A 26,911-nucleotide genomic window follows, 5' to 3' on the forward strand; every position below is an offset into this window, starting at 1 on the left:
TCATTCAGCTACCTGATCGATCAGCTGGCTACAATGCGCCATCCCCTGCAAACTTCTTTGCCTGTTCGAAAATCAGATTCGCTATCCCATGAAGCGAGTTCCTTCCTGCCGGAAAAATGCTCGTTAGAGGGTACAACCAGGATCGTTTCTGTGGTAAAACCCCGGCATCGAAATTTCTCAGCGCCTAGGCATAGAGGCCAAACAGCCACTCGATCGACGTTTCGTCATGACAGGTTTGTCTTTCAGGAAACCGAACATCAATGACTACCACCCTGTTTTGAAAGAGGGGATCTTTATCTCAGTTGTAAGCATGCAGATGCCTGGCAAATACAAGGGCCGGCCACTCATTGACCTGTTCGAGCTCCCATTCTGCTCTGGTTTTCAGGCAAAGGATTGGCCAAGGTCGACTCGGTATGTTGATGCAGCTGACTTTGGAGATAAAGATCAACGGTCTGGAGTATCTGATAAAACCGCTCAGGTAGGAGAGCCGGTTTGAGATAGGACAAATTCCTCCCTACACTAGTGTCCGTCTGGAAACACTTTTTTCACCACGAAGCGCACGAAGAACACGAAGAAAATTCACTGTTAATCAATCTCTTATCTTCATATTCTTTGTAGTTAGATGTGGGTTTCCGGATGGACACCACACTTAAGCTGAAACCTGATGCACTGACAATTGAGATCATGGGTAAAAAATCCAACCTGGAAGACGAGGTAAATCTGTTTCGGGATTCGCTGGACGATATCAGCCCACTTCCCCAGGAGCGGACGGAGCCCTACAAGAAACGACTGCCGCCCAGACCCCTTGATCTGGAAGACGAGGATGACGACGGATTTTCCGATACCGACCACTACTCCGACACCGAGATCGAAGCCACCGATGAACTGCTGTTCAGCCGTCCGGGGGTACAGGACCGTGTGATCCGCAATCTGCGCCGGGGACGGTTCGAAATCGGCCTTGAACTCGATCTGCACGGACTTACCATCGCTTATGCACGGGAAAATCTGGGGCTCTTCCTGAGCGAGTGTCAGCAACGACACATCCGTTGCGCCCGCATCATCCACGGCAAGGGTTATCGCTCGGAGAACCGCCAGCCGGTGCTGAAACAGAAGATCAACCTCTGGCTGCGCCAGCGCGAAGATGTACTCGCCTTCAGCTCCGCCACTAGGCGCGACGGTGGTACGGGCGCCGTCTACGTGCTATTGCGCAATCCCAAAAAAAGCCGGCGATGACTCTTTTGCAGCTAAAATCTTTAAGGTGGTGGTTTCTGGCGGGATTGTTCTGCGGGTTCTGCATAACGCGCCCCTCTCTGGCTGCCCCAAAGCTGCATTTTCACAGCATTCCTGTACCTGTGACAGCAGAGGCACAGCAACTGACCCACACCTCCCGGGCGGTCGACCTGGGGGAAGAGACAGTTGCCATCGGCTATCACCCGCTCTACCGCAATGGTGATCGTTTTGGTGATGCGACCTTCGGTCTGCTGCACGACTCTCACGGCCAGCCTCTGACAAAAGAGGATGGCAGTCCACGAATTTCCAACAGCAACGACTTCTCCTCCCTGTTGCAGGTAGACGGGCAAATTTTCCTGCTCTCTCAATTCGAAGACATGCCCGCTGGAATCTATCTCAGCGAACTCCACCAGAGTGCCGAAACCGGTCTTCTGAAGGTAAAACGCACCCGGCCACTCGATCTGGCGCCTCTCAACGGGGCCTGGAATCTCTGTGCAGGCAGTGTCACGCCCTGGAACACACACCTCGCATCGGAGGAGTACGAACCCAACGCAGCGGTCGTCGATGACATTCCCGATCGTTCCTATCGGTCGATGGCCAGCTATACGGGTGGAGATCCGGCTCAACTCAACCCCTACGACTACGGCTGGCAACTGGAAGCCCGTGTCGACTCGTTCGATCAGGTCCAGCTCACCCGGCACTACGCGATGGGGCGTTTCTCCCCTGAAGCCGGCATCGTGATGCCCGATCGCAAAACCGTCTATATCACCGATGACGGCAACAACACCGCACTGTTCCGCTTTGTGGCCGACCGGGCCGGAGATCTCTCCAGCGGGAGGCTCTTCGCCGCACGCTGGATTCAGACCAGCCGTCGCAATGGGGGCAGCGCACAATTGGACTGGATTCCACTGGGACATGCCGATGATGCGACGATAAAAAAGCAGATCGACCGGCGCATCGGTTTTGATGAGATATTCCACAATAGCCATCCCGGTCTGGGTAACGAATGCCCCAACGGCTACCGGGCCATCAATACCCGCTGGCAACACGAGTGTCTGCGAGTCAGATCCGGCATGGAGCAGGCCGCATCCCGCTTGGAGAGCCGCCGTTACGCGGCCCTGTTGGGGGCGACCACTGAGTTCAGCAAGATGGAGGGGGTGACCTACGATTCGGCAACCAACCGTCTTTATATCGCCATGACATCGCTATCGAAAGGGATGGAGGACAACCGAAAGAAAAATATTCCCAACGACCGGTGGGACCGGGGTGGCCCCAACCATATCCGCCTGCCCTATAATCCCTGCGGTGCCGTCTACACTCTGGAACTGGACGAAGCGTATGTGGGCCATAACATGCGGGCACTGGTGACCGGACATCCGGTTAAAGGCGACCCGGACAATCGTTGCGATACTGCCGGCATCGCCAACCCCGATAACCTGACCTTCATCCAGGGTCAGGACACCCTGATCATTGCCGAGGATTCCTCTAAAGGCCACCGCAACAATGCTCTCTGGGGCTACCGGGTCACCAGTGGAGAACTGACCCGCATCCAAACCGCCCCGCTCGGCGCAGAGATCACCGGCGCCTACCATTTCCCCGACATCAACGGCTGGGATTATCTTTTCAGCGTGATCCAACATCCACTGGATGCAGCTTCGATTACGGGCTACATCGGGCCCATCCCCACCGGTACAACAGACGGTAAGCAAATTCAATAACGTATTTGGATTCGTAGGCATGATCAAGCGTAGCGGATCAGGCAACAGATTTGGTTCAACCAACAGCATTTGCCGGTTCCACAAGCTTGACCCGGCCTACTTGCGCACCGCAGGCTCGCTGACCTGCAGCATCTCCCGCAACATTACCGTCGCATAGCAGCCTGCCGGAAGAGAAAAGCTCAACAGTAATACACCAGGTTCGGAAAACGCCCACTCCAGATCATCCACACCGACCCGCAGGCTACGTCGATCCTGCTCCAATCCTACGTGTTCCAGGCTGTTGCGCCATTCACCGAAGGGGGCCAACACCTGCTCTTCAAGCGCCAGAACTTCCCCTTCGAGCGGCAATCGACCCCGCCCCCAGAGAGGGCCGCTGGGGTGGATATCCTTCTCACGGCAGCGACGACGGATCTCTTCATCGATCTCCTCCACCTTAAAACCGGAGCGGGAGCCATCCAGTGAAGCACGTTCTCCGGGCAGAATTCGATCCCAATCCTGCCGACGAATGCGCTCTGCCAGTACCTGATTGAAGAGTTGTGACCTTACCGAGGAGATCAACAACCCGCGCAGTTTACGGTCGATGCGTCCGCTTTGACCGGAAAAAAACCGGTCGGCCTGTGCCAGATTGCCGTAGTCGTGACCAAAACGCTGTGTTCCAAAGTAGTTGGGGAAACCCAGCTCCCGAAGCTGCCGCAGACGCTGTTCCAACAAGTCTGTATCGGCCTCGATCCCGCGAATCAACAGCCGAAAACGGTTGCCCCGCAGGGCGCCCTGTTTAAGCTTCCTGCGATGCCGCTCGTGGACAAGCACTTCGACCCACTCAGAGTTAAACGCCTCCCAGTCGGGTTCCGGCCGACCAGCCAGACGCACAGAAAACCACTGGGTCGTCACTGCATGCCGATCTTTAAGGCCCGCGTAACTCACATCCCTGGCAGACACATCGGCAAATTTTGCCAGTTGGCGCGACAGCCAGACAGTGTTGGTGTCCCGTTTGCGCAGCTGGATCAATACATGTTCGCCCTCACCATCCGGCGAGAAGCCGAGGACCTCTTCCACCTGAAAATCCTCCGCCGAGCCGCGAATCAGGCCGCTCCCCACCGGCCCACCATGGGCAAACGGCATCTCCTTGAGTCGTTGCCAAGTCTGGTCGGTCACGCTGATCCCTCCTCCAGCAGCGCTACGGCATAGGCTGCGATGCCCTCACCCCGCCCCGTGAATCCCATGCCTTCGGTAGTGGTTGCCTTCACGTTGATCCTGGCCGGTTCGACCTGCAGATCACTCGCCAGTCGCGCCTGCATGGTATCGATATAGGGTGCGAGTTTAGGCCGCTGCGCCACTGCGGTAAGGTCCACGTTGCCGACACGCAAACCTGCCTCCTGTACCAGTTCCACCACTCGCCGCAACAGCCGGCGACTGTCGATCCCGGCATATTCAGTGGCGCTATCCGGGAAGTGGCGGCCGATATCCCCCATCCCGGCGGCACCCAGTAGCGCATCGCAAAGCGCATGAATCAGCACATCGCCGTCAGAGTGCGCCTTGAGACCCTGATCGTGCTTTATCTCCACGCCGCCCAACAGCAGCCGTTTGCCACTTTCAAAACGGTGGGCATCATAACCCTGGCCAATGCGCATCACTTTCTCCCCGACAGAAAAGGAATCTAAAGAGTTTGCCTCTGCGGACGCTAACCAGTCAGAGAGCATCGGTGAATTCTAACGATCCCCGCTGTGGAACCCAATAGGAAAAGCGCAAACCCTAACCAGCGCAAGTTGAGAAAAAACAGATGAGTCACAACGTTGTAACGGCCACTGCCAGTGAAATTCTGCGCTTTAATCCGATCAGGAAGCTTTCTGCGCGTGTTCTGGCGTATGTCGCCACTTTCGGCACGGTGGAGCACTTCAGTAGCAGCACCCTGGTTGTTACGGAGGGGACAAATGACCCATTTGTCAGCTACCTGATGCATGGTGAAGTGGATATCGACTGCAGCGATGGCACCCATCTGAATCTCAAGGCGGAATCGAACCGCAGCACCTACCCACTCTCGGTGAAGCAGCCCCACGCCTGTAATGTCACGGCAAAAAGTGCCGTCGTCCTGTTGAAGATGCCACGGGAGATCATCCAGAGCATTGCCTCTCTACCCGCCGATGAGTCCGGGCGGGATTCACAATCGATAGAGCTGAAGGAGACTGGCGGCCCTGAGGCGCGTCTCTACTGGGAGTTTCACGAGGCAATGAAAGAGGGGCACATCGAGCTGCCCTGCATGCCGGATGTCGCTACCCGGATCGCAAAAGTGGTCAACAACCCCTCAACGGGCAGCGACGACATTGCCCGCGTGATACAGGCCGATCCTACGATCGCCGCACGGGTTATCAGCGTCGTCAATAGCGCCGCCTACCGCGGACAGGACAAAATCGGCGACCTGCCGGATGCAGTGACCCGCCTCGGGCGCAATGTCACGCACAATCTGGTGATCAGCTTCGCCTTGGGTTCCCTCTTTAAGAGTCGTTCGAAACACCTGCAACGGCGCATGATCTCCAGCTGGAAACACGCCTGCCAGGTGGCACCGATCTGTCATGAACTGGCCAGGGTCACCCCTGGGCTCAGTCCGGATCGGGCGTTGCTCAGCGGCCTGGTACATGATATCGGTGCACTGCCAATCATCAGTGCCGGCAGAAGTCACCCGGAGATATCCGAGAATCCACAATTGCTGGATCAGGTGATCAACAACCTGCAGGCGGAAGTCGGCGCCATGGTATTGAGAAAATGGGGCTTTGCGGACGAGTTCGTTCAGGCGGCGCTACATGCGGAAGACTGGATGGCGGATGATGGCGATCAACCCAACTACGCCGACCTTGTGCGGGTCGCCCAGTTACATGTCTATATCGGCACACCTAAGATGCGTTCCTTGCCACGCATGGACCTGACCCCCTCATTTCACAAGCTGGCGCTGGGTAGACTCACGCCGAGTTGCTCACTGAGTATCATTGAGCGGGCAAAAAGCGACATCCGGGAGATGCAGCAACTACTCACCGGCGGATGATTGACGATCCAGGTAGAAGGCTGCCAGGGCAAGATCTTCGGGACAGGTAACCTTTATGTTATCACTTCGACCCTCCACCATCCTGGGCTGAAAGCCGGCCAGTTCCATGGCGCTGGCATCATCCGTTACCAGTTTTCCGCTTTTTAGGGCATCACTCAGTGCCTGACGCAACATGCCCAGCCGAAACATCTGCGGCGTGAATGCGCGCCATAGATGCTCCCGCGGAATCGTTGCCACGACCCGTTCTCCTGTCTCGACCGATTTCACCGTATCGTGAAGCGGCACGCCGAGCAGACCACCAACAGGATCATCATCGAGCTGATCCATCAGGTTATCCAGATCCTCCCGATGGACACAGGGACGCGCCGCGTCGTGTACCAAAATCCAATCAGCTTCTTCTGCCTGTTCCCCCATGGCCTGCAAAACATTGAGCACGGAGTGACAGCGCTCCTCGCCGCCTCTGACCCGAACCACCCTTGGATCATCCGCGAACGCGGTTGACGGCCACCAGCCATCCTCTTCTGAAAGCGCCACGAAAACGCCTGAGATTTTTGGGTGCGTCAACAGTCGTGACAGGGTCTGCTCAATCAGGGGGCGGCCCAAGAGGGGAAGATACTGCTTCGGCACTGCGCTGGCCATTCGTTTGCCGACGCCTGCGGCGGGAACCACCGCCCAGAAGCGATCACTCATTGGGTCGTGGTCTGGGATTGATCGATCACCTGGTAGAAGATCTCACCCTCTTTGATCATGCCCAATTCACTGCGGGCCCGCTCTTCAAGCGCCGCACTGCCGCTGCGCAGATCTTCAACCTCAGCCTGCAACGCACGGTTGCGCTTCTTCAGATCGACCAGCGCCGCCTCTTGGCGGGTTATCTCATTTTCCAGGTTATTCACTTCCGCCAGACTCCCCTCACCGACCCAGAGACGGTATTGCAGAAAGACAAGCAGCAGAAACAGGATGGCAACTAGTATTCGCATATGATCAGCTCTCCCGGCCCAGATGCCATCCGTTCCAGGAGGACTCAGATGTCGACGGGGAAGGCATCCGCCCCCGCGTAGACCGCCGTATCACCCAACTGGTCCTCAATGCGCATCAGCTGATTGTATTTCGCGACCCGGTCGGAGCGGGATAGAGAGCCGGTTTTGATCTGCCCGGTATTGGTAGCCACCACCAGATCTGCAATGGTGGTATCTTCGGTCTCACCTGAACGATGGGAGATCACTGCGCTGTAACCCGCCGCTTTAGCCATATCGATGGCGGCGAGGGTCTCGGTCAGGGTACCGATCTGGTTGACCTTGATGAGGATGGAGTTGCCGATCTTCTCCCGGATACCGCGTTCAAGAATAGCGGTATTGGTGACAAACAGATCGTCACCCACCAGCTGCACCTTGCTGCCAAGCGCTTCCGTGTGGTATTTCCAGCCTTCCCAGTCACCCTCGTCCATACCGTCTTCGATGGAGATGATCGGATACTGATCGACCCAGCCCGCCAGATAGTCGGTGAACTCTTCAGCAGTAAATTTACGGCCTTCAGAGGCCAGATTGTAGAGCCCGTCTTCGTAGAACTCGGAACTGGCCACATCGAGGCCAAGGTAGATGTCCTTGCCGGCGGAGAAACCCGCTTTGCCGATCGCCTCCAGGATGACTTCGATGGCCGCCTCGTTGGAAGGCAGATCGGGTGCGAAACCACCCTCGTCGCCCACACTGGTGGCCATGCCGCGGCTGCTCAGCACACTGGCCAGCGCGTGAAATACCTCGGCGCCGTAACGTACTGCTTCACGAATGGAACCCGCACCCACCGGCAGGATCATGAACTCCTGCAGATCGACACTGTTCTTGGCGTGTGCACCCCCGTTGATGATATTCATCATCGGCACCGGCAGGCGGTAGGGTCCGTCAGAGAGGGAACGATAGAGCGGCAGTGCCCGCTCCTGGGCTGCCGCATGAGCGGTCGCCAGGGAGATGCCCAACAGTGCATTGGCCCCCATGTTGGCCTTGTTCTCCGTACCATCGAGCTCAAGCATGCAGTTGTCCACCGCTGCCTGATCGGTGACATCCATACCGATCAGCGCGTCCCGCAGGGGACCATTGACGTGGGAGACCGCTTTCAGCACACCCTTGCCCAGATAACGCCCTTTGTCCCCATCTCTCAGTTCCAGTGCTTCGCGGGAGCCGGTGGAGGCGCCGGAAGGCACCATGGCACGGCCGATGGCGCCATCGGCGGTGAACACATCGGCTTCAATGGTGGGATTGCCCCGGGAATCGAGGATCTCCCGTCCACGAACATCAACTATTTCGGACATACTGTCTCCGTAATTCGATCTAAAAAAATTCTGTAGTAAACCGAAGAAATACTCTCCGGTTATGACAAGTTCTGCTCAAATGGTGGACTCGATAAAGGGTCCCGCCTTAACGGTGCTGTCGATGGCCATCAAGGTTTGCAGCAGTTCCCGGATACGGTCGAGGGGCCATGAATTGGGACCATCGCTAAGTGCCCTCTCCGGGTCGGGGTGAGTCTCCATGAAGAGGCCGGAGATGCCCGCCGCCACCGCCGCCCGCGCCAGCACGGGGATAAACTCCCGCTGTCCCCCTGAACTGCCGCCCTGCCCTCCGGGCAGTTGTACGGAGTGGGTGGCATCGTAAACCACCGGGCAGTGGTTTTCGCGCATCGCCGCCAGCGAACGCATGTCGGAGACCAGGTTGTTGTAACCGAAGGAGACGCCACGATCGCAGACCATGATCTGCTCGTTGCCCTCTGCCCTGGCCTTATCCACCACATGTTTCATGTCCCAGGGAGCGAGAAACTGGCCCTTCTTGATATTTACCGGCAGCCCCTGGCAGGCCACATTGCGAATGAAATTGGTCTGGCGGCAGAGAAACGCAGGGGTCTGCAGCACATCCACCACATCCGCCACTTCAGACAGCGGCGTATCTTCATGTACGTCCGTCAATACCGGCACATGGATCTGCTCCCGTACCTTTTCAAGAATCCTTAACCCCTCTTCCAGCCCGGGACCGCGAAAACTGCTGCCTGAGGAGCGGTTCGCCTTGTCGAAAGAGGACTTGTAGATGAACGGGATACCCAACTCTCCGGCGATCGTCTTCAAGCTGCCTGCAGTGTCCAGGGCCAACTGCTCACTCTCGATGACGCAGGGGCCGGCAATGAGAAACAGGGGCCTGTCCAGCCCGACTTCAAATCCGCACAGATTCATGCAATACCTTCCCGGTGCTTTCTGGCTGCCTCTACGAAACCGGAGAATAGCGGATGGCCATAACGCGGCGTGGAGGTGAATTCGGGGTGAAACTGGCAGGCCACGAACCAGGGGTGACCCGGAATCTCCACGATCTCCACCAGACAGCCGTCAAGGGAACGACCAGCGATCTTCATGCCGGCAGTGACAATACGATCCTGATAGCTGTTGTTGAATTCATAGCGATGGCGGTGCCGTTCGACAATGACATCTTTCTTATAGAGGTCACGGGTACGGCTGCCCGCCTCCAGCCGACACTCCTGGCCGCCAAGACGCATGGTGCCGCCCATGTCTGAATTCTCATCACGGATCTCCACACGTCCATCCGCATTGAGCCATTCGGTGATCAGCCCTATCACCGGGTGCGGCGTGGTGCGGTTGAACTCGGTGCTGTGGGCATCCTCCAGCCCGGCCACATTACGGGCATATTCGATAACCGCAACCTGCATGCCCAGGCAGATACCCAGATAGGGAATCTTCTGTTCGCGTGCGTATCGGGCAGCGGCAATCTTGCCTTCGACCCCCCGTTCGCCGAACCCGCCGGGAACCAGAACGGCATCCATACCCGCCAGCAACTCCACGTTACCGTTCTCCAACTGCTCCGAATCCACATAGTGAATATGCACCCGGTTTCCGGTATGCACTCCGGCATGAATCAGCGCCTCGGAGAGGGATTTGTAGGCCTCGGTCAGATGGACATACTTGCCCACCATCGCCACCTGCACCTCTTGTTCCAGCGCATCCAGTCCGTCGATGAAATGCTGCCACTCATGCAGATCTGCCGGAGGCAGATCCAGACCGAATCGCTGCACGACGATCTCATCCAGACCCTGCTCGTGCAGCATGAGCGGTATGCGGTAGATGGAGTCGGCATCCTCGGCGGAGAAGACAGCCTCTTCCGGCACGTTGGTGAACAGCGCGATCTTTTTCCGTTCCGCGTCGGGCAGAGGGTTCTCCAGTCGGCACATCAGCAGATCGGGTTGGATACCGATCGAACGCAGTTCCTTCACCGAATGCTGTGTCGGTTTGGTTTTGATCTCGCCGGAGACCTTGAGGTAGGGGACCAGTGTCAGATGCAGGAAGAGTGCCCGCTGATGGCCCATCTCCACACCCATCTGCCGGATCGCCTCCAGAAACGGCAGGGACTCGATATCACCCACCGTACCGCCGATCTCCACCAGACAGACATCGGCATCGCCAGCCCCGAGCAGCACACTCTCTTTGATCTCGTTGGTGATGTGGGGGATCACCTGCACCGTACCGCCCAGATACTCCCCCTTGCGCTCCTTGCGGATCACACTTTCATAGATCTGACCGCTGGTGAAGTTGTTGCTCCGCCCCATCGTGGTACGAATAAAGCGCTCATAATGCCCCAGATCCAGATCCGTCTCGGCGCCATCATTGGTGACAAAAACCTCGCCGTGTTGGAAAGGACTCATGGTTCCGGGATCGACATTGATGTATGGATCGAGCTTGATCATTGTGACCTTGAGGCCACGGGCTTCGAGCAGAGCGGCGAGTGATGCGGCCGCAATACCTTTGCCAAGGGAGGAGACCACTCCGCCCGTTATGAAGATGAATCTGGTCATGAATTTTATGCGCCAGGAAAGGAATGTGAACAGACGGGCGTAAAAGTACCAGAATGGCTCTTTCCCCTCAATCAAAAACCCGCTTATTAACCAGCAGGCACGTCTTCCCTGAAAGATCCCCAAGAATTTAATGTTGAATCTGCCGAACCACTGTCTATAATTAACTCGCGGATAGTCGCAAATAATTACAATTCGGCCAGCGATAAGGGATGAGGGAGTCTGGATCTATTCACACCTCCTCTTCGGATTGACAGGCATTCTCGCAATGATGCAACATGGCCTGTCCCGAACTTTTCCTGTCGGGTAGTTAACTACAATATGTCCTAATTCTATGAGGAACGTACGCATGCGTAAGATTTCTATGTTACTGGGCGCTGCAGCCCTGATTGCTGTCTCTTCCACCGCTTCCGCCTGGTGGGGCGGTCCTGGTTATGGCAACCGTGGTTGGGACAACAGCGGCTGGGGCGATGGCTGGGGCGACGGTTCCGGTGACTTCAGCTTCGGCATGAGCGGCAGCGGCAGCGGTCGCGGCAGCGGCAGCGGTTACGGTCGTGGTTACAACGACTACCGCAGCGGCTATGGCGGCTATGGTTACGGCGCTCCTTACGGTGGTGGCTACGGCGCTCCTTACGGTGGTGGCTACGGTGCGCCTTACGGCGGTGGCTACGGCGCGCCTTACGGCTACCCGGCTGCACCTGCTGCACCTGCTGCACCTGCTGCACCTGCCAAATAAAGCGGGTCAGATACAGTTGTATCGAAAAAGCCGCGCCCTCGGGCGCGGTTTTTTTTGCCTGAAACGAAATGATTCAGGCAATTTTCAAACCAATTGCGACAATTTATGTGCAAAAACACTTGATCAAGCTCAATACAAATTGGAAAATGGAACTCCATCTCGATTCTTACGGACTGGAGCTGTACTTTGACAAACCGGAACGTGGTTTCCTTTGAGAATATCAAAGTCGCCTGCAAGAACTGCAGTCTGGCCACACTCTGTCTCCCCATGGGACTCTCCCCAGAGGATATGGAGCGTCTTGACAGTATCGTCAAACGCGGCAGGCCGTTTCATCGTGGCGACCATCTGTTCCGAGAAGGCGATAACCTACACAGCCTGCGGGTCATCACCAGCGGATCGGTAAAAACCTTCACCCCCAGTGAGGACGGCAGCGAGCAGGTTCTCAGCTTTCATCTGCCGGGAGAGCTGATCGGTCTTGACGCTATCCAAAACGAGTGTCACACCTGCTCCGCCAAGGCGCTCGAAACCACCGCAGTCTGCGATATCCCATTCCACAATCTGGAAGAGCTCAGCAGCAGCATGCCCAGCCTGCAACATCAGATGTACCGGTTGCTAAGCCGGGAGATCGGCCAGGATTCGGAGATGCTCACTCTGCTAGGCAAAAAGAGCGCGGAAGAGCGCCTCGCAACCTTTCTGTTGAGTTTCTCGGAGCGTTTCAAAAAGCGCGGTTTTTCCGCCACCGATTTTTTTCTCAGCATGTCGCGACATGAGATCGGCAACTATCTGGGCCTGGCGGTTGAGACCGTAAGCCGGCTTTTCACCCGCTTTCAGGAAGAGGGACTGCTGCATGTGGAACGCAAGCATGTACAGCTGCTGGATCTGCCACGCCTCGCCACTATCGTACATGGCAACGAAAACGGCCGATCACGCCAGGGGCATGTGTAATTTCACGACACTGATCCGGCCGCAAACGTAGGCCGGTTCAAGCCTGCGGTACCGGCAAACACCATTATTGCGACAAACCATTTGCCTGATCCGCTACGCTTGATCAGACCTACGAAGCTGGTGAGTGATTCGGACTAATCACTCACAACTTCCTCTTTCCGCAGCCAGACGCAACCATCGCCCATCTTCTGCAGCTGCGTCTCATGCACAGCCAACTCTTCCCCGCTGGCCCGCACTACCTTCAGTCGGGGCCGTTCGCAGGACAGCCGACGAATATTTGATGCCGCCCCAGCTCCATCACCCTCCGCTCCCTGACTGTCCGAAAACAAGGCAGTCTGTCCGCCTGTCATCAGCAGATAGACATCGGCCAGGATCTCAGCATCAAGCAGCGCACCATGAAGCTCACGGTGAGAGTTATCGATATCGTAACGCTTACAGAGCGCATCCAGACTATTGCGCTGCCCCGGGTGTTTCTTCTTTGCCATCACCAGGGTATCGGTAACCGCGCAGAGATCCGCAATGCGAGGTGAATCCTCATCCAGTCTCAACAGCTCATGATCGAGGAATCCGACATCGAAGGGGGCATTATGGATGATCAGTTCGGCGCCACGCACATATTCCAGGAAGTCGGCTGCAACATCCCCAAAGCGTGGCTTGTCCTCAAGAAACTCGTTGGTGATGCCGTGTACATCGATCGCCGCTGCGTCTATCATCCGGTCCGGCTGAAGATATTGATGAAAGTTGTTGCCGGTAAGACGGCGCTCGATCATCTCCACACAACCAATTTCGATGATGCGGTGACCCTGCGCCGGCTCCAGGCCGGTGGTTTCTGTATCCAGTACGATCAAGCGCGTCATAGATTCAGCTCCTCTATACCCTGGTTGGCGAGCTGGTCGGCCAATTCATTTTCCGCATGGCCGCTGTGACCTTTGACCCAGGCCCACTCAACGTCATGGACCGCTACCGCGCTATCCAGGCGCTGCCAGAGATCGGCATTCTTGACCGGCTTCTTCGCCGCTGTTTTCCAACCGTTCCGCTTCCAGTTGAAAATCCACTGGGTAATACCGTTTTTCACATATTTGGAATCAGTGGTGACACGCACCCGGCTGCGTCGCTTCAGCACCCCGAGCGCCTCGATCACCGCCAACAGTTCCATTCGATTATTTGTGGTCTCTGGCTCGCCGCCACAGAGTTTTTTCTCATGTTTGCCATAACGTAACAGCGCCCCCCAGCCTCCGGGGCCGGGATTGCCCTTACAGGCGCCGTCGGTATAGATATCAATCAGTTCGTCCATTCAGGTTCTCGTTGTAGGTTCCACTGCATTGGCAGGCAAGACCCGTTTTCCCAGGCGCCAACGGGGACGTATCGGCGTCAGCGTGACGGTTCGCTTGACTGCCTGCAATACATATACACCCCCTATCACCGGCCACCACTTCCGCCCCATACCTTCAAGAAACTCGAGCCGTTGCATCAGCGCCCGGTTTCTCAGGGGCGGGCGATACATCAACTGATCACAGGATTCCAGATCAAAGCCCAGCAGCGTGAGCCAGTCATGGATCCGCCAGGTAGTGAAAAATCGGCCATTCCAGGGCGACACCCCACTGCGTCGTCGCAGCAGTCGCCAGCCGCCCCACAGGCTCCAGGGATTGAAACCGATGATCAACAGCCGCCCTTCGGGAATCAGAATCCGCTCCACCTCACGCAGTACCTGATGGGGTTGACCGGAGAAATCGAGGGTATGGGGCAGCACCACAGCATCCACACTGTCTGTAGCAAAGGGCAGCAGCGCGGGATCCGCGCATAAATCCAACTCCGGCTGCCCCCCCCTCAACGCTTTGCCCAGCACGGCATGATGCCGCGCCGGACTCTTCTGCAGCAAATCAGCCGTGGGATTGGTGCAACCGATCTGCACAATGTGATGCCCGAACAGGGAGGCTACCCGCTTATCCAGACACGCCTGCTCCTGTTCCGACAGAAAGACACCCGGACACCCGCTAAACCAATGCGCCAGTTGATTTTGTGTGCTGGCTCCCAGTTTTCCCCCGTTTCCAACGCCCATAATTCTAAACAGGTCAGACCTCATTTTATTAAGATGGAAATCATACTCAGGTTTGATATTATTTTCCGCTTGGGAAGAAACAATAATTGTCTGTTATGTTGAACTATAAACTGAGTCGCTTTTTTCTGCTCGCTCCACTGGTTGGAATTTTCACAGCCTGCAACTCTCTGCCGGAAAAAACGCTGGAGAATACTCCTGAGCCTGTCGCACAGACAGCGGTTATTTCCGAACAGCCGGTCATAATTGCAAGCAACGCCGTATCTGAACTCCCCATTCTGAAGTCGGATGAAGCAGTTATTGAGCCGCTGCCGCACAGCGCTTCCGCAACGCCCGTAGAAGCAGTCTCCCCACAACCTCCCCAGCCACCTGCAGATGCCTGGAGCCGAATGCGGGACGGGTTCGCCCTGGCGATCCCTCAGCACCCCAAGGTCACTCAGGAGATCAACTGGTTCCGCAAACACCCTGGCTATATCGACCGTATCCAGCAACGGGCCGAACCCTACATCTATTTCATTCTGGAAGAGATCGACAAACGCGGCATGCCAGCAGAACTTGCCCTGTTGCCTGCCGTGGAGAGTGCCTACCAACCTTTTGCCTACTCCCCCGGCAGGGCCGCCGGCATCTGGCAGTTCATCCCCTCGACGGGCCGTTACTATGGTCTGAAACAGAACTGGTGGTATGACGGTCGCCGCGACATTGTCGCCTCCACCCGCTCGGCCCTGGACTATCTGCAGGTTTTGAACCGCCAGTTCGACGGCGATTGGGAGCTGGCTCTGGCAGCCTACAATTCCGGCGGCGGCACCGTTCGCAAGGCGATCAAGCGCAACCGAAAGAAGGGCAAACCCACTGACTATTGGTCTCTTAAACTGCCCAAGGAGACCAGCAGCTACGTACCCCGTCTGTTGGCCATCGCCACCCTGTTTGCAGATCCCGACAGCCACGGCATCGCTCTGCAACCAATTCCGAATAGCCCCTACTTCGAGACCATCGAAATCGAGTCTCAACTGGATCTCGCCCTAGCCGCTGAGATGGCGGATCTGTCGATCCAGGATCTCTACCAGCTCAACCCCGGCTTCAACCGTTGGGCCACCGACCCGGACGGCCCACATCAACTGCAACTGCCGCTGGACAAGATCGATGATTTTCTGGCACAGCTGAACCAGTTGCCTGCGGAAAAACGTCTGCGCTGGAAACGTTACAAGATCCGTAACGGCGACAGCCTCAGCGTGATCGCCAGAAAACATGGCACCACCACGAAAATCCTGCGGCAGGTCAACAAGCTGCGGGGGAATAATATCCGCGCTGGCAAACATCTGCTGATTCCCATCTCCACCAAGAAACTCAACCACTACGTCCTGAGTTCAACCCAACGCAAGGCAAAGATCCAAAACAGAAACAGAGGCGGCACCAAACAGAGCTACACAGTAAAAGCGGGAGACAATCTTTGGGATATCGCCCGGGCTTTTAAGGTCAACCACAAAAAACTGGCGAAATGGAACGGCATGGCGCCGGGTGATCCAATTCGCCCAGGGCAGAAACTGGTACTCTGGCTCCCTCAGAAGAAAATATCCAGGGTCTCTTTTCCTGACACACAGCCTGCCGGCATCCAAAGCACAGTGAACTACCGGGTACGCAAGGGTGACTCCCTGTCACGCATCGCCAGCCGGTTCAATGTGACGGTGACGGATCTTAAACGCTGGAACCACCTGCCAAAAAAATATCTACAACCAGGACAGCGGCTGAAACTCTACGTGGATGTCACCGCCCAGACACTTTAAAGAGTGCGCCATATTTTATTAAGGCGGTTGTCAAAGCTAAGTGTAGGTTGGGTTAGCGCAGCGTAACCCAACAAAATCAAAGCTTGTCGGGTTACGCTATCGCTAACCCGACCTACATCGGGGCTTTTTCGACAAACTCCTCGGGGAAGAAGAGCCTCCCAATTTGGATATGTTTGCGATATTTACAGGCAGAGCTTGTATCGACACATTGGCAGCCATGCCACCAAACAACCTGGAATAAAAATGGAATCCATCGAGTCTGAAATCCAGCCGCTGCTGGATCTTTTTGCGGGCCAACCCTATATCCAGTCAGCCCTGGTGGTGATGCTTACCCTCATGCTGGCCAAGTTTATCACCTGGTTCGTACTCGGCATCTTCCAAAGATTGACCAAACTCACCACTGCACGATTGGATGACGTCATCGTCCAGGCACTCTATACCCCTATTTTCTACACCATCATCATGGTGGGCTTCTCCATTGCAGACCACTTGCTGCCGGCCAGCCAGGAAGTGCAGGATACGGTCATCGCCATCCTGCGATCGATCGGCATCTTCGTCTGGATGCGATTCTTCATCACGATCTCCAGGGCCAGCCTGAAAAGTCTGGCGACAGACAGCAACCGCCTACAATTCGTCCAGACCCAGACCCTGCCCCTGTTTCAGAATCTGGCACTGCTTGTCATCATCGCCATTGCGATCTACCTGATCTTCGATGCCTGGCATATCGACATGAGCGCCTGGCTCGCCTCCGCCGGTATCGTCGGTATCGCCGTGGGTTTCGCCGCCAAGGACACCCTGTCGAACCTCTTTTCCGGCGTCTTTATCCTCGCCGATACGCCTTATAAGATCGGCGACTACATCGTGCTCGACTCTGGGGAGCGCGGCGAGGTGACCCATATCGGCATCCGCAGCACCCGCATGTTGACCCGGGACGATGTGGAACTGACCATTCCCAACGCGATAATGGGCAACTCCAAGGTGATCAACGAAACCGGCGGTCCCCATGAAAAATACCGTATCCGGATACCGGTTGGTGTTGCCTATGGCTCGGACATCGACCAGGTAAAGGAGCTGCTGATGGGGATTGCCATCGATTCCCAAAGTGTCTGCGCAGACCCGGAGCCACGAGTTCGGTTCCGTGCCCTTGGAGCATCGAGCCTCGACTTACAGCTCCTCTGCTGGGTTGATGAACCGAGTCTGCGCGGCCGGGTGATCGACCAACTGCTGACCGAAATCTACAAGTGTTTCAATCGTGAAGGGGTTGAAATCCCCTATGCCAAACAGGACGTCTACATCAAAGAGATGCCCTCAAGCAATTGACGCAGGGGCGCCAGTGAAGCATCGAAAAAAACGTCACGGCATCACCCTGGTGAATACCGGCGAGGGCAAAGGCAAATCATCCAGCGCCTTCGGTGTGGTCTTCCGTGCCGCCGGCTGGGGCATGAAGGTCTGTGTCATCCAGTACATCAAGGGAAATTGGAAGACCGGCGAACAGCAGGCCGCGTTGCGTTTCGACAATATCGAATGGCACGCCCTCGGGGATGGATTCACCTGGGATACAGAGGATCCGGAACAGGATCGCAAGACCAGCCGGGGGATCTGGACCTTCAGCCAGGAGAAGATTCGCAGTGGAAAGTACGATCTGGTGGTACTCGATGAGATCAACTACTGCTGCGACTATGGATGGATCGGCGGAGCCGAAATCGCCGAATTCATCCGCGAGCACAAGCCGTCCTGGATGCACCTGATACTCACCGGCAGAAACGCGCCACCGGAACTGATCGAAATAGCAGATACCGCCACCAGCATGAACCCGATAAAACACGCTTTCGATAGCGGCATCGAGGCGGAACAGGGCATGGAATTTTGACCCATATAAAAATGTAGGCCGGTTCAAGTACAGCGGAAGCGTCAACCCCCATATAGACTGGACTGACACAGTCAGATAGTCTTCAGTTTCCTGTGGCGTTTCGGTGAGCCGCCGGGCGCAGAACCAGTCTTCGGGAGTGCAAGAACATGAGCAAAATAACCAGGAATTTTCGCATAGGCGAAAAAATTGGTTTCGGTTTTGGGCTTGTCGGTCTGATTTTTCTCCTTGTGATCTGGCAGTATCACAATACCCTGCGGCAGTCGCTGGGCGACTATCAACGGCTCCAGAGTGTCTTTGTTGCCAAGAAAGTGGATATGCTGTCAATCGAAAGCAGCATGAGGGGCGCACGTCAGGCCGAGAGGGGGTTCCTGCTCTACCGGGACGAGGCGTTTGCCAGGGAAGTGGATCGCCAGTTGCAGCAAGCCCAGCTCTCTGCCGCCGAGTTGGGCAGGATCGACCCGGAGTCGGTTCCTGTTGCGGATCGGATTACCGAACTGCTCGAAACCTATCAGCAGAAATTTCAGGCAACGGTGCTCGACTGGCGCAAGATGGGACTGGACCACAACTCAGGCCTGCAGGGTACGTTTCGGGATGCGGCCCATGAGTTGGAGACGATGGCCGGGCACTTCAGGGTGGATCGCCTCTATCTGCAGTTGCTCCAGATCCGCCGCAGCGAGAAGGACCTGGGGCTAAGACGGGAACAGCAATACCTGACGCGGGTACTCGATCTCATCCATGAGTTCGAGAGAAAAACAGCGCAGTCGCAACTCGAAGAGGGGGTAAAAACCCGGTTGTTTCACGAGATAGAGACCTATCGAGAGACATTTGAGATCTATGCCCGTGCGGTGCTCTCCGATGAGGACATTCAAGGCGGCAAGGGACCTTTCCGTCAGGCGGCCCACAGGATAGAGGCGATACTGAACAACCACCACGTTCCCGAGCTGGCAAATAATATCCTGCAACTGAGACGACGAGAAAAGGACTACCTGCTCAGACATGACAAGAAGTACGTCGATATGGCCCTGCAGGAGGTGAATCGAATCCACGCGCTGGTTGAACCGTCGACCATAACCGCCGAAGAGAAGACCCTCTTCCTCACGCTTTTGAAAAACTACCGCCGGGACTTCACTGCATTGGTCGAACAGAATGACCATATCGACCGCATGACCGGGGAGATGCAGAGGGCGGTCTCTGAAATCACGTTACTGATCAAGGAGAGTGTTGCGTCAGCCAATCAAGTCATGGCGCGCATGGAAAGAGAGATCAACACATCTTCGGATCAAAAGGAGCGTTTCATGCTCTGGTCGGTTGCCGTGGCAACGCTGTTGGGGATTATCTTTGCGATTTCCATCACCCTGCGTATCGTTCGCCCGCTACGGTCGATGGCCGGCATACTGGACCAGCTTGCCTACGAAGAGACCACTGAGCGTCTACCCTTCTATCCAAACGCAAGAGATGAAGTCAACGCAATGGCAGGCTCGGTCAATACCATGGCCGACAACAAATCACGTTTCATTGCCTGGTGGAAAAGCTCTATGCGCGAGGCTGACGCCTGCGAGAATCTGGAAACCATTCTGAAACAAACATCAGGTATACCGGAAAGAGATGAGGCTGAAAGTGAGTTCAGAAATGCATTGGCGGCGCGTCACGAACTGCTGTTCCAGCAATATCACAAACTGCACGTCCTGAACGGGGCAGTTATCGAACAGGCGGAGGCGCTGCAGAAGGAGGGACACTCAGGAGAGACCCAAATCAGCATCAACACAATTCGATACTCGTCCCACTCAATGCAGAATATTCTTGAAATGGTTGCCTTCCAGGAGAATCAAAAACGGACCCTGGTGTGATTTCCGGTACAAGACAACGACTTCCCGGATTGTTCGAGGGACTCGTTACCCGAAGATTCAGCTGAAAAACCTTTTTTGTCCTACACTTATCAATAAAGTGGTTATTATTGCCCGCGCCTTGATTCAGCGGTGAGTCAAGCAGGTGTGGGAAAAGGATGAGAGGATTTCCTGGACGCCTCAGTAAATTCTCGATTGGGATCTTATTTCCATGCCAGCCTGACTGACAAAATCAGCGTCGGGTCGAGGGGAGGGCAGCGGAAATGAAGTCCGGCAAACTGGTATGGATCACTGATTTCAGTCACCTGTTTTCGTTTCGTTACCGATTAGGGCTGCCCTGGAAAAATCTCACTCCCTGTCTGTTATCTACCTTGCTGTTGATATTTACCCCAACTGCTCTCTATGCAGCAGTGGGAGATACTACACGGGTCAGCGTGGACTCATCAGGGGCGGAAGCCAATGGTGAGAGTCCTAATCCCAGCATCTCCTCGGATGGGCGCTTTATTGCCTTTGAATCCGCTGCCAGCAATCTGGTGCCGAACGACAACAACAGCACCAACGATATCTTCGTCCATGATCGGGATAGCGGACAAACCACCCGAATCAGTGTTGACTCCTCCGGGGTTGAAAGCAATGGCTGGAGTTTGTCTGCAGCTATCTCTGATGATGGCCGATATGTGACCTTTGATTCGTCAGCCACCAATCTGCTCACCACCGATACCAATAACGCAAGAGACATCTTCGTGCATGACCGGACGACCGGCGAAACCACCCGGGTGAGCCTCGACTCGTCAGGAATTGAGGGGGGCTCTCACAGTATAACGCCAGCCATCTCATCGACAGGCCGGTTTGTCGCCTTTGCATCTTATGCCAGCAATCTTGTGCTGGATGATACCAACGGCAGAATCGATATCTTCGTCCATGACCGGGATACTGGAGAGACCACGCGCGTGAGCATGGATTCGGCCGGGGAACAGAGCAGCAACAACAGTAGCCTTCCTTCACTTTCTACAGATGGGCGTTACGTCGTCTTTGAGTCTGATGCCAGCAATCTGGTTCTGAATGATAGCAACAGTACCAGAGATGTTTTTGTCCATGACCGGGATACCGGAGAAACCACCCGGGTGAGTGTGAATTCGTCCGGGGCGGAGGGGAGTGACTTCAGTTCTTACCCGGCCATCTCCGGGGATGGCCGCTTTGTGACCTTTCAATCCCATGCCGCCAATCTGGTCACAGGGGATACGAACGGCACTACGGATATTTTTGTGCATGACCGCGATACCCACGAGACCACCCGGGTGAGCGTGGATTCCTCCGGCACACCGGCCAGCTTCCTGAGCTTTACCCCCGACATCTCCGCAGACGGTCGTTATGTCGCCTTTTCATCCATAGACCCTAACCTGGTGTCCGGGGATTTCAACGGTATGATGGATATTTTTGTCCATGACCGCGATACAGGCCAGACCTCCCTGGTGAGTGTCAGAGACTCCGGTTCGCAAGGAGACGGCAGCAGCATCAACCCGGCCATATCCGCAGACGGAACGCATGTCGCCTTTGAATCCGAAGGCCGGATGGTGTTTGACGACTTCAATGGTGTGACCGATATCTTCGTCAACGAGTATATCGGTCCGATAGTGGTGCCCCCGCCCCCCACCGATGCCGACATGAGCGTGACCCTTTCGGATGGCAGTGATCCTGTCGATGCAGGCTCGAATCTATCATTTTCTGTTACCGCCACCAACTCCGGGCCGGCGGACGCCACCAACGTAATGTTAAGCGTTGACCTGCCGGACAGTGTGACTTTTATCAGCAGCCACGTTGTCTGCAGTGAAGCTGCCAGTATAGTGAGTTGCGCCCTGGGTGATATAACTTCCGGTGGCGGTAGCCAGGTCAGCATCCTGGTGGCCGTCCCATTCACCGCGGGTCTCCTCACCACCACCGCCGAGGTGACGGCGGACCAGGTCGATTTGACAGCCGCCAATAACAGCGTCAGTGAAACCACCTCCGTTATCCTGCCGAACATCGAAATCATCGATTCCACCTTGCCAATCGATGATCTGACGATCCTGTTCGGTACCCACCGGATCGGTGAGACTACCGATGAAATCGTCACCATCACCAACAACAGTCTCACCATACCGGTCACCATCAGCGTGATCACCCACTCCCTGGAGGCGCCCTTTCAGGTACTCGATCCGAACGGTTGTGACAGTGCCCCACTGGATGCCGGTTCCAGCTGCATCCTAACAGTGCAGTACGCCCCCACGGTGACCGGCGATGCCAGCGACACTTTGATCCTGGGGATCGGAGTAGACAGTGTGGATGTGGTCGTCAGAGGGACCGCAGTGGAGAACGCCGCCGATCTGGCGATCGGTAAGACCGCTGATATTCTCGTGGTCAGCCCGGGGGTCATAACCACCTTCACCCTCACGGTCACCAATCACGGACCGGATGCCGCCAGTGTGGTGGTCACCGATCAGCTGCCCGCCGGTATGGAGATTCCGGCAGGTATGTCGGCGGCATCCAGTATCGGCAGCTACGATGAAACAACCGGCGAATGGAGTGTTGGCATATTGGATGTCACCCAGCCACCAGTAACGGAGACGCTGGAGATTCCGGTTCAGGTGGTTAGCAGTGAACACTGCATCACCAATACCGCCACCGTTGCGATGGCGCCGGGAGAGACATCTGTCGATACCAATAGCAGTAATAATAGTGACTCGGTAACCATCGGTACCTCAGACGGATGTGCGGATCTTTCAATGACAGGCGAAATAATCAGTAACTTTTATTCGTCGAGCAGTGGAGGTGATTGCATCAATATAGTTGTTGAAGTCCGTGTCAGCAATCTGGGTCCCACAGCTGCTTCGGGCGTTATAATCCGGCAGAATCGTATTGTTTTCACAAGTAGCAGTAGCACTAAATACGAGTGTGAATCAGGTACAAGGCACGAACCAACGGTAGAGGAAGAGATCAATCTGGATACATTGGCTCCCGGTGAGTCCAAGACAGCCGTGCTTTTCTCTTATGAGGAAGCAGCATTCCCCGTGAAAGCAAGCATGAATCTCTCTCTCGATTATTCTGTGACATCCGATAGTTTCGATTCCGATTTGAACAATAACCATTACATCGCGAGTAAATCATTTTCGAATACAGATACAACGATACAACTTGACGATCCGGGATGTTCTTTATCACTTGCCACATCCGGAACACCGTTAACTCAGGGGTTGAATCTTCTGCGTCAGTTCCGCGACCAGATACTGATGCCCTATGCAGCGGGGCGCAGCTTGGTCAACATCTATTACGAGTTAAGTCCACCACTTGCCATGTTAATGACCAAGCACGAAAGCCTGAGGACAGTAATCCGTACACTATTGCGACCCGTTATCTGGTGGGCCGGTTTGACCCTCTCCTCACCCGTAGTCGGTTGGTTGCTGCTAATATGTCTCGGGATCGGAGTGCCATTCTCAATGGTCATAGTTGCGCGGCGTCTAAGCCGTATGATGATAGGAAAAAGTTCAATGCCTCTGGTTAAGAGACACATTTAACGTTTATTGCCAGGCTGGCTGAAGCCATTGTCATTGCTTGGGCACAAATGGCGACGGGTGAAAATTGGACGACTGAAAGGGTCGGTAACGGCAACGACCCCGGATTGTTGCCGTTAAAGTGAAAAATAATGAGCGCGAATACCTATAAAGGCGGCTGCCTTTGCGGCAAAGTCCGTTTTGAAATAACCGGCGAAATAGAAAACATCATCTATTGCCATTGCTCGCAGTGTCGAAAAGCACAAGGCAGCGCGTTTGCAACAAATGGGAATGTAGATGTAGAAGCGTTTGTTTTTATATCGGGCGAGGAGGAGTTAACGGGTTACCAATCGACGCCGGGACAAACAAAATATTTCTGCAAACACTGTGGTTCCCCAATCATCAGCAAAAACGAATCCTTGCCAAACAAAGTACGGGTTCGTCTTGGAACCGTCGAATCAGATATACGCGAAAGGCCAGTCGCGCATATTTTCGTCACTTCAAAAGCGAACTGGGAAACGTTGCCCGATGATTTACCTCATTACGAGTCTTATGAGCCAAGTCGATAGATGCGCTCTTAATTCGACCTGAGCTTATTCGGGCCTTCTCCAACACCCATTATTCACAGTTAAATTGCCGAACTGGCGTAGGCACGACCAAACGCAGCGGATCGGGCATTTTTGAATAAACAGAACATGGTGTAGCTGATGACTCTCCTGCATCAGGCCTGTACCGTTTACCAAAGTTATGAAATCATGGTCAAATCATCAGAACGAGATTCGGCTGACGAGTGACGCCAAACCAAGCAAAAGCACCCGCAACGACACCATGGAAAAAGAAGAAAAATCGATCATCCGCATCTTCGTCGGCTCTCCCGGTGATGTGGAAGAGGAGCGCAAGGCCGCCTTTGAGGTCATCGGCCGGCTGAACAAGCACCACTGGCGACCCGGTAACATCACGGTAAAGGGTTATGGCTGGGACAACACCCACTACCCGAAACTGATTGCCAACTCACCACAGGCCGACATCGAAACCAGCCTGCCTAAGATGTCGGAGTACGACATCTGCATCTTCATACTCTGCCATCGTCTGGGTACGCCGTTGGATGAGAGCTTTGCCCCCCTGGATGACGATGGCCGCCAGCCCACCGGTACCGAGTACGAATTCTACAGTGCCCGGAATATAGAGACACCACCGCAGATACTGCTATATCGGCGTGAAAAAGCGTTCTCTCTGCAACCCGATATGCCTCAAACTGACCAAATAGAGGCTTTCGAACAATTCCAACTTGCGAATGCCTTTATCGAAAAAAACACCAAAGAAGGCAAAACCTTCACTGGCGACTACCACAAACACAAAACAGACGACGACTTCAAAACACGCCTGGAGAAAGACCTCACTGCCCTGGTCAATCGACTGCTCAAGACACCCGCACAACCGGATAAACCCAAAACCGACCAGCCGCTGTCCATCCCCAGCAGCTACCTGAATTGGCTCAGACACAAAGCCAGCGATATCACTCTGCTTGGGCTCGACAACAAAGAGGCCCACAACGCCCGCCTGCCGCAAGTCTACGTCCCGGCAATCACCCCAACGCCCACAGAGGAAGGGGAAGAGAAAAAAGAACGCTGGGAAGTGAGTCGAGAGGGCCATGATCTGTTACTGACGCGACTGAACCAGGACTCCCTCTACCTGCCGGGTGCGCCAGGCAGGGGCAAAACCACCTTCTGCAACTGGGTCTGTTGGGTTGTGGCCAGCAGTACCATCCCCGCCGACGACCACGAACTGGCCGCTGAATACCGGGAAGAACTGCCGCAAAATCTGCTGGGCCGTCTGCCGATCCTCTGCCGATTACGCGAATTCTGGGGACACATGACCTGTCAGGCAGACAACGGCGACTGGACCCGCGCCCAACTTGAGACAGCCCTCTGCAACTGGCTCGACAAGAAAAAACCGGATGGCCTGACTTCAGCCCTCTTTCTGGAGCACCTGAAACGGGGTAACTGCCTGCTGATCATCGACGGCTTTGATGAAGTCCCGCCAAGCCGTGAGTACGATGGCCACATGGAATATCCCCGCGCCGCCCTGCTCTCCGGCCTGAAGAAGGCGCTGCCTCACTGGATCGAAGCCGGCAACCGCATCCTGCTCACCAGCCGCCCCTACGGCCTGAGTCCGGGTGAGCGTCAGGGGCTGGGCCTTGCTGAGAGCGAACTCTCCGCCCTCACTGGCGACCTGCAACGGCTCTTCGTTCAACGCTGGTTCCATGCAGCGGACAGAGAGAAAGGCACAATAAAGGCCGACGGACTTCTGCAACAACTCGATGCCCGCCCCGACCTAAATGAGTTTCGTACCAACCCAATGCTGCTGACCGCCCTCTGCGTCAAGTATGACGAAGGGAGCAGACTTCCCAAAGACATCCACGATCTCTACAGCGCAGTGATAAACCAGGTACTGCACAACCGCTATCTTGACCGGGCGCATGAGGTGGCGAAGGTGCGGCGGCGACTGGGCGTCATCGCCTGGGAGATGCACAGCGGCGATCTGGCGGGTAAACAACGCAGCGTACCCGACGCGGAGATCCACGAAGAGGAGATCGAGGGGGTTTTGATAGACTATGCCCATTCCAAACCCCACGATGAGGGCGGTGAAGATGAGGCCGCAGACAAGCGGGAAGATCTGCTCTCGCGCTCCGGTCTCTTACTGCCGACAGAGAACAACCAGGCGGAGTTCTATCACCTCAGCTTCCAGGATTTCCTCGCTGCAGAACGTTTTGTCCGTTCAGGGCAATCAGTGGAGGAGTTGGTCGCTTCCCATGCAGGGACATCCCAGTGGCGACAGACCCTGCTGTTTCTCTTTGCCCGGCTCACCAGCCGGGAGGATCTGGATACCGCCCTGGAGCGTTTCTCGCTACTGGGGGATTATCTTGACCGGGATTCACTGCGCCAAAACCCGCGCCCCGCTATTCTGTTGGGCGACTGTTTGGAAATTGCCCAGGCACGGGGAGAGATCGGCGAGTGGGGCGGAATCTATCGCCAGGCATGTGATACCGCACTGGAAGTGGTCGAGAACCCGGAACATCGTGAAGCACTGTTTCGCGCCTTGGGAGCAGCCGGTCTCGATGATCGCCCCGGGGTCGGGCTGGATGAAAATGGATTACCTGATATTGAGTGGTATGAGATTCCCGCCGCCGATGAAGTCAGCCTGGAGTTCGATACAGGTACTTTCCCGGTGGATAGCTTCTATCTTGCCCGCTATCCGGTCACCAATGCTCAGTTTCAGGCCTTTATCGATGATGAGGTATAAAATCACAATTGGTAGGCAGACCTGGAAT

Annotated in this window: 23 protein-coding genes; 13 read left to right on the plus strand and 10 right to left on the minus strand. The window is 55.5% G+C overall.

The annotated features are described in order from the left end of the window. Positions 1-347 precede the first annotated feature (347 nt). From G9Q73_RS20260 to G9Q73_RS01110, 3 genes are all read left to right on the plus strand, one after another. Positions 348-482, plus strand: a complete 135-nt coding sequence (locus tag G9Q73_RS20260; protein WP_369408803.1) for a putative quorum-sensing-regulated virulence factor — start codon at positions 348-350, stop codon at positions 480-482. 154 nt (positions 483-636) lie between these two features. Then, a complete protein-coding gene (locus tag G9Q73_RS01105) occupies positions 637-1,233 on the plus strand; it encodes a Smr/MutS family protein (RefSeq protein ID WP_304956538.1) in 597 nt (198 codons plus the stop codon). Between the two features lie 119 nt (positions 1,234-1,352). Continuing rightward, positions 1,353-2,948 carry a PhoX family protein gene (locus tag G9Q73_RS01110; protein WP_177418104.1) on the plus strand — a complete coding sequence of 532 codons (1,596 nt, stop codon included), beginning with the start codon at positions 1,353-1,355 and terminating at the stop codon, positions 2,946-2,948. 96 nt (positions 2,949-3,044) lie between these two features. On the opposite strand, the gene truD is transcribed toward G9Q73_RS01110, so the two are convergent. Next, a complete protein-coding gene (truD, locus tag G9Q73_RS01115; RefSeq protein WP_369408804.1) occupies positions 3,045-4,103 on the minus strand; it encodes a tRNA pseudouridine(13) synthase TruD in 1,059 nt (352 codons plus the stop codon). Next, entirely contained in the window at positions 4,100-4,579 is a 480-nt protein-coding gene (ispF, locus tag G9Q73_RS01120; protein WP_218649910.1) for a 2-C-methyl-D-erythritol 2,4-cyclodiphosphate synthase, read from the minus strand. Before ispF ends, truD begins: the two co-directional genes overlap by 4 nt. Positions 4,580-4,728: 149 nt before the next feature. Between ispF and G9Q73_RS01125 the strand changes: the two genes are divergently transcribed. Then, on the plus strand, positions 4,729-5,985 hold the full coding sequence (locus G9Q73_RS01125) for an HDOD domain-containing protein (RefSeq protein ID WP_177418106.1): 1,257 nt from the start codon (positions 4,729-4,731) through the stop codon (positions 5,983-5,985). Here G9Q73_RS01125 and ispD read toward each other — a convergent pair. The 5 genes from ispD to pyrG form a co-directional block, all read right to left on the minus strand. Then, positions 5,968-6,675, minus strand: coding sequence for a 2-C-methyl-D-erythritol 4-phosphate cytidylyltransferase (ispD, locus tag G9Q73_RS01130; RefSeq protein ID WP_177418107.1), 708 nt, complete (start codon positions 6,673-6,675; stop codon positions 5,968-5,970). The genes G9Q73_RS01125 and ispD overlap by 18 nt on opposite strands. After that, on the minus strand, positions 6,672-6,962 hold the full coding sequence (gene ftsB / locus G9Q73_RS01135; RefSeq protein WP_177418108.1) for a cell division protein FtsB: 291 nt from the start codon (positions 6,960-6,962) through the stop codon (positions 6,672-6,674). Before ftsB ends, ispD begins: the two co-directional genes overlap by 4 nt. Before the next feature lie 44 nt (positions 6,963-7,006). Next, positions 7,007-8,287, minus strand: a complete 1,281-nt coding sequence (gene eno, locus G9Q73_RS01140) for a phosphopyruvate hydratase (protein WP_177418109.1) — start codon at positions 8,285-8,287, stop codon at positions 7,007-7,009. Between the two features lie 75 nt (positions 8,288-8,362). Further along, the gene (gene kdsA / locus G9Q73_RS01145) at positions 8,363-9,196 is read right to left on the minus strand and encodes a 3-deoxy-8-phosphooctulonate synthase (protein ID WP_177418110.1); all 834 of its coding nucleotides are present in this window, start codon (positions 9,194-9,196) and stop codon (positions 8,363-8,365) included. Further along, positions 9,193-10,824: a CTP synthase gene (pyrG, locus tag G9Q73_RS01150; RefSeq protein WP_177418111.1), complete on the minus strand. Its 1,632-nt coding sequence runs from the start codon at positions 10,822-10,824 to the stop codon at positions 9,193-9,195. The genes kdsA and pyrG overlap by 4 nt, the downstream gene beginning before the upstream one ends. 346 nt (positions 10,825-11,170) lie before the next feature. On the opposite strand from pyrG, the gene G9Q73_RS01155 reads away from it, so the two are divergent. Together G9Q73_RS01155 and fnr are read left to right on the plus strand one after the other, a co-directional pair. Further along, positions 11,171-11,557: a sulfur globule family protein gene (locus tag G9Q73_RS01155; RefSeq protein ID WP_177418112.1), complete on the plus strand. Its 387-nt coding sequence runs from the start codon at positions 11,171-11,173 to the stop codon at positions 11,555-11,557. A 186-nt stretch (positions 11,558-11,743) separates the two neighbouring features. Beyond that, positions 11,744-12,502, plus strand: coding sequence for a fumarate/nitrate reduction transcriptional regulator Fnr (gene fnr, locus G9Q73_RS01160; RefSeq protein WP_177418113.1), 759 nt, complete (start codon positions 11,744-11,746; stop codon positions 12,500-12,502). A gap of 134 nt (positions 12,503-12,636) precedes the next feature. Here the strand turns inward: fnr and dnaQ are convergent, their stop codons facing one another. From dnaQ to G9Q73_RS01175, 3 genes are read right to left on the minus strand one after another with little or no spacing between them, the layout of a single operon-like run. Further along, entirely contained in the window at positions 12,637-13,359 is a 723-nt protein-coding gene (dnaQ, locus tag G9Q73_RS01165; protein WP_177418114.1) for a DNA polymerase III subunit epsilon, read from the minus strand. Continuing rightward, entirely contained in the window at positions 13,356-13,796 is a 441-nt protein-coding gene (gene rnhA / locus G9Q73_RS01170) for a ribonuclease HI (RefSeq protein WP_177418115.1), read from the minus strand. Before rnhA ends, dnaQ begins: the two co-directional genes overlap by 4 nt. Beyond that, entirely contained in the window at positions 13,797-14,561 is a 765-nt protein-coding gene (locus G9Q73_RS01175) for a class I SAM-dependent methyltransferase (protein WP_177418116.1), read from the minus strand. A gap of 95 nt (positions 14,562-14,656) precedes the next feature. Between G9Q73_RS01175 and G9Q73_RS01180 the strand changes: the two genes are divergently transcribed. The 7 genes from G9Q73_RS01180 (at position 14,657) to G9Q73_RS01210 (ending at position 26,883) form a co-directional block, all read left to right on the plus strand. Then, the gene (locus G9Q73_RS01180) at positions 14,657-16,339 is read left to right on the plus strand and encodes a LysM peptidoglycan-binding domain-containing protein (protein ID WP_177418117.1); all 1,683 of its coding nucleotides are present in this window, start codon (positions 14,657-14,659) and stop codon (positions 16,337-16,339) included. 243 nt (positions 16,340-16,582) lie between these two features. Beyond that, complete coding sequence (locus tag G9Q73_RS01185) at positions 16,583-17,659, plus strand: mechanosensitive ion channel family protein (protein ID WP_177418118.1); 1,077 nt, start codon at positions 16,583-16,585, stop codon at positions 17,657-17,659. A gap of 13 nt (positions 17,660-17,672) precedes the next feature. Beyond that, positions 17,673-18,209, plus strand: a complete 537-nt coding sequence (gene cobO / locus G9Q73_RS01190; RefSeq protein ID WP_177418119.1) for a cob(I)yrinic acid a,c-diamide adenosyltransferase — start codon at positions 17,673-17,675, stop codon at positions 18,207-18,209. Positions 18,210-18,355: 146 nt separating this feature from the next. Then, on the plus strand, positions 18,356-20,056 hold the full coding sequence (locus G9Q73_RS01195) for a HAMP domain-containing protein (RefSeq protein ID WP_177418120.1): 1,701 nt from the start codon (positions 18,356-18,358) through the stop codon (positions 20,054-20,056). Positions 20,057-20,316: 260 nt separating this feature from the next. Then, the gene (locus G9Q73_RS01200; protein WP_177418121.1) at positions 20,317-23,604 is read left to right on the plus strand and encodes a CFI-box-CTERM domain-containing protein; all 3,288 of its coding nucleotides are present in this window, start codon (positions 20,317-20,319) and stop codon (positions 23,602-23,604) included. A gap of 128 nt (positions 23,605-23,732) precedes the next feature. Further along, positions 23,733-24,149 (plus strand): GFA family protein, encoded by a 417-nt coding sequence (locus G9Q73_RS01205; RefSeq protein WP_177418122.1) that lies wholly within the window; start codon positions 23,733-23,735, stop codon positions 24,147-24,149. 259 nt (positions 24,150-24,408) lie between these two features. After that, positions 24,409-26,883 (plus strand): NACHT domain-containing protein, encoded by a 2,475-nt coding sequence (locus tag G9Q73_RS01210; protein WP_177418123.1) that lies wholly within the window; start codon positions 24,409-24,411, stop codon positions 26,881-26,883. Positions 26,884-26,911 lie beyond the last annotated feature (28 nt).

Origin of the sequence: endosymbiont of Lamellibrachia barhami (genome assembly GCF_011947365.2) — a bacterium.
In the GTDB taxonomy this organism is placed as follows: domain Bacteria; phylum Pseudomonadota; class Gammaproteobacteria; order Chromatiales; family Chromatiaceae; genus QGON01.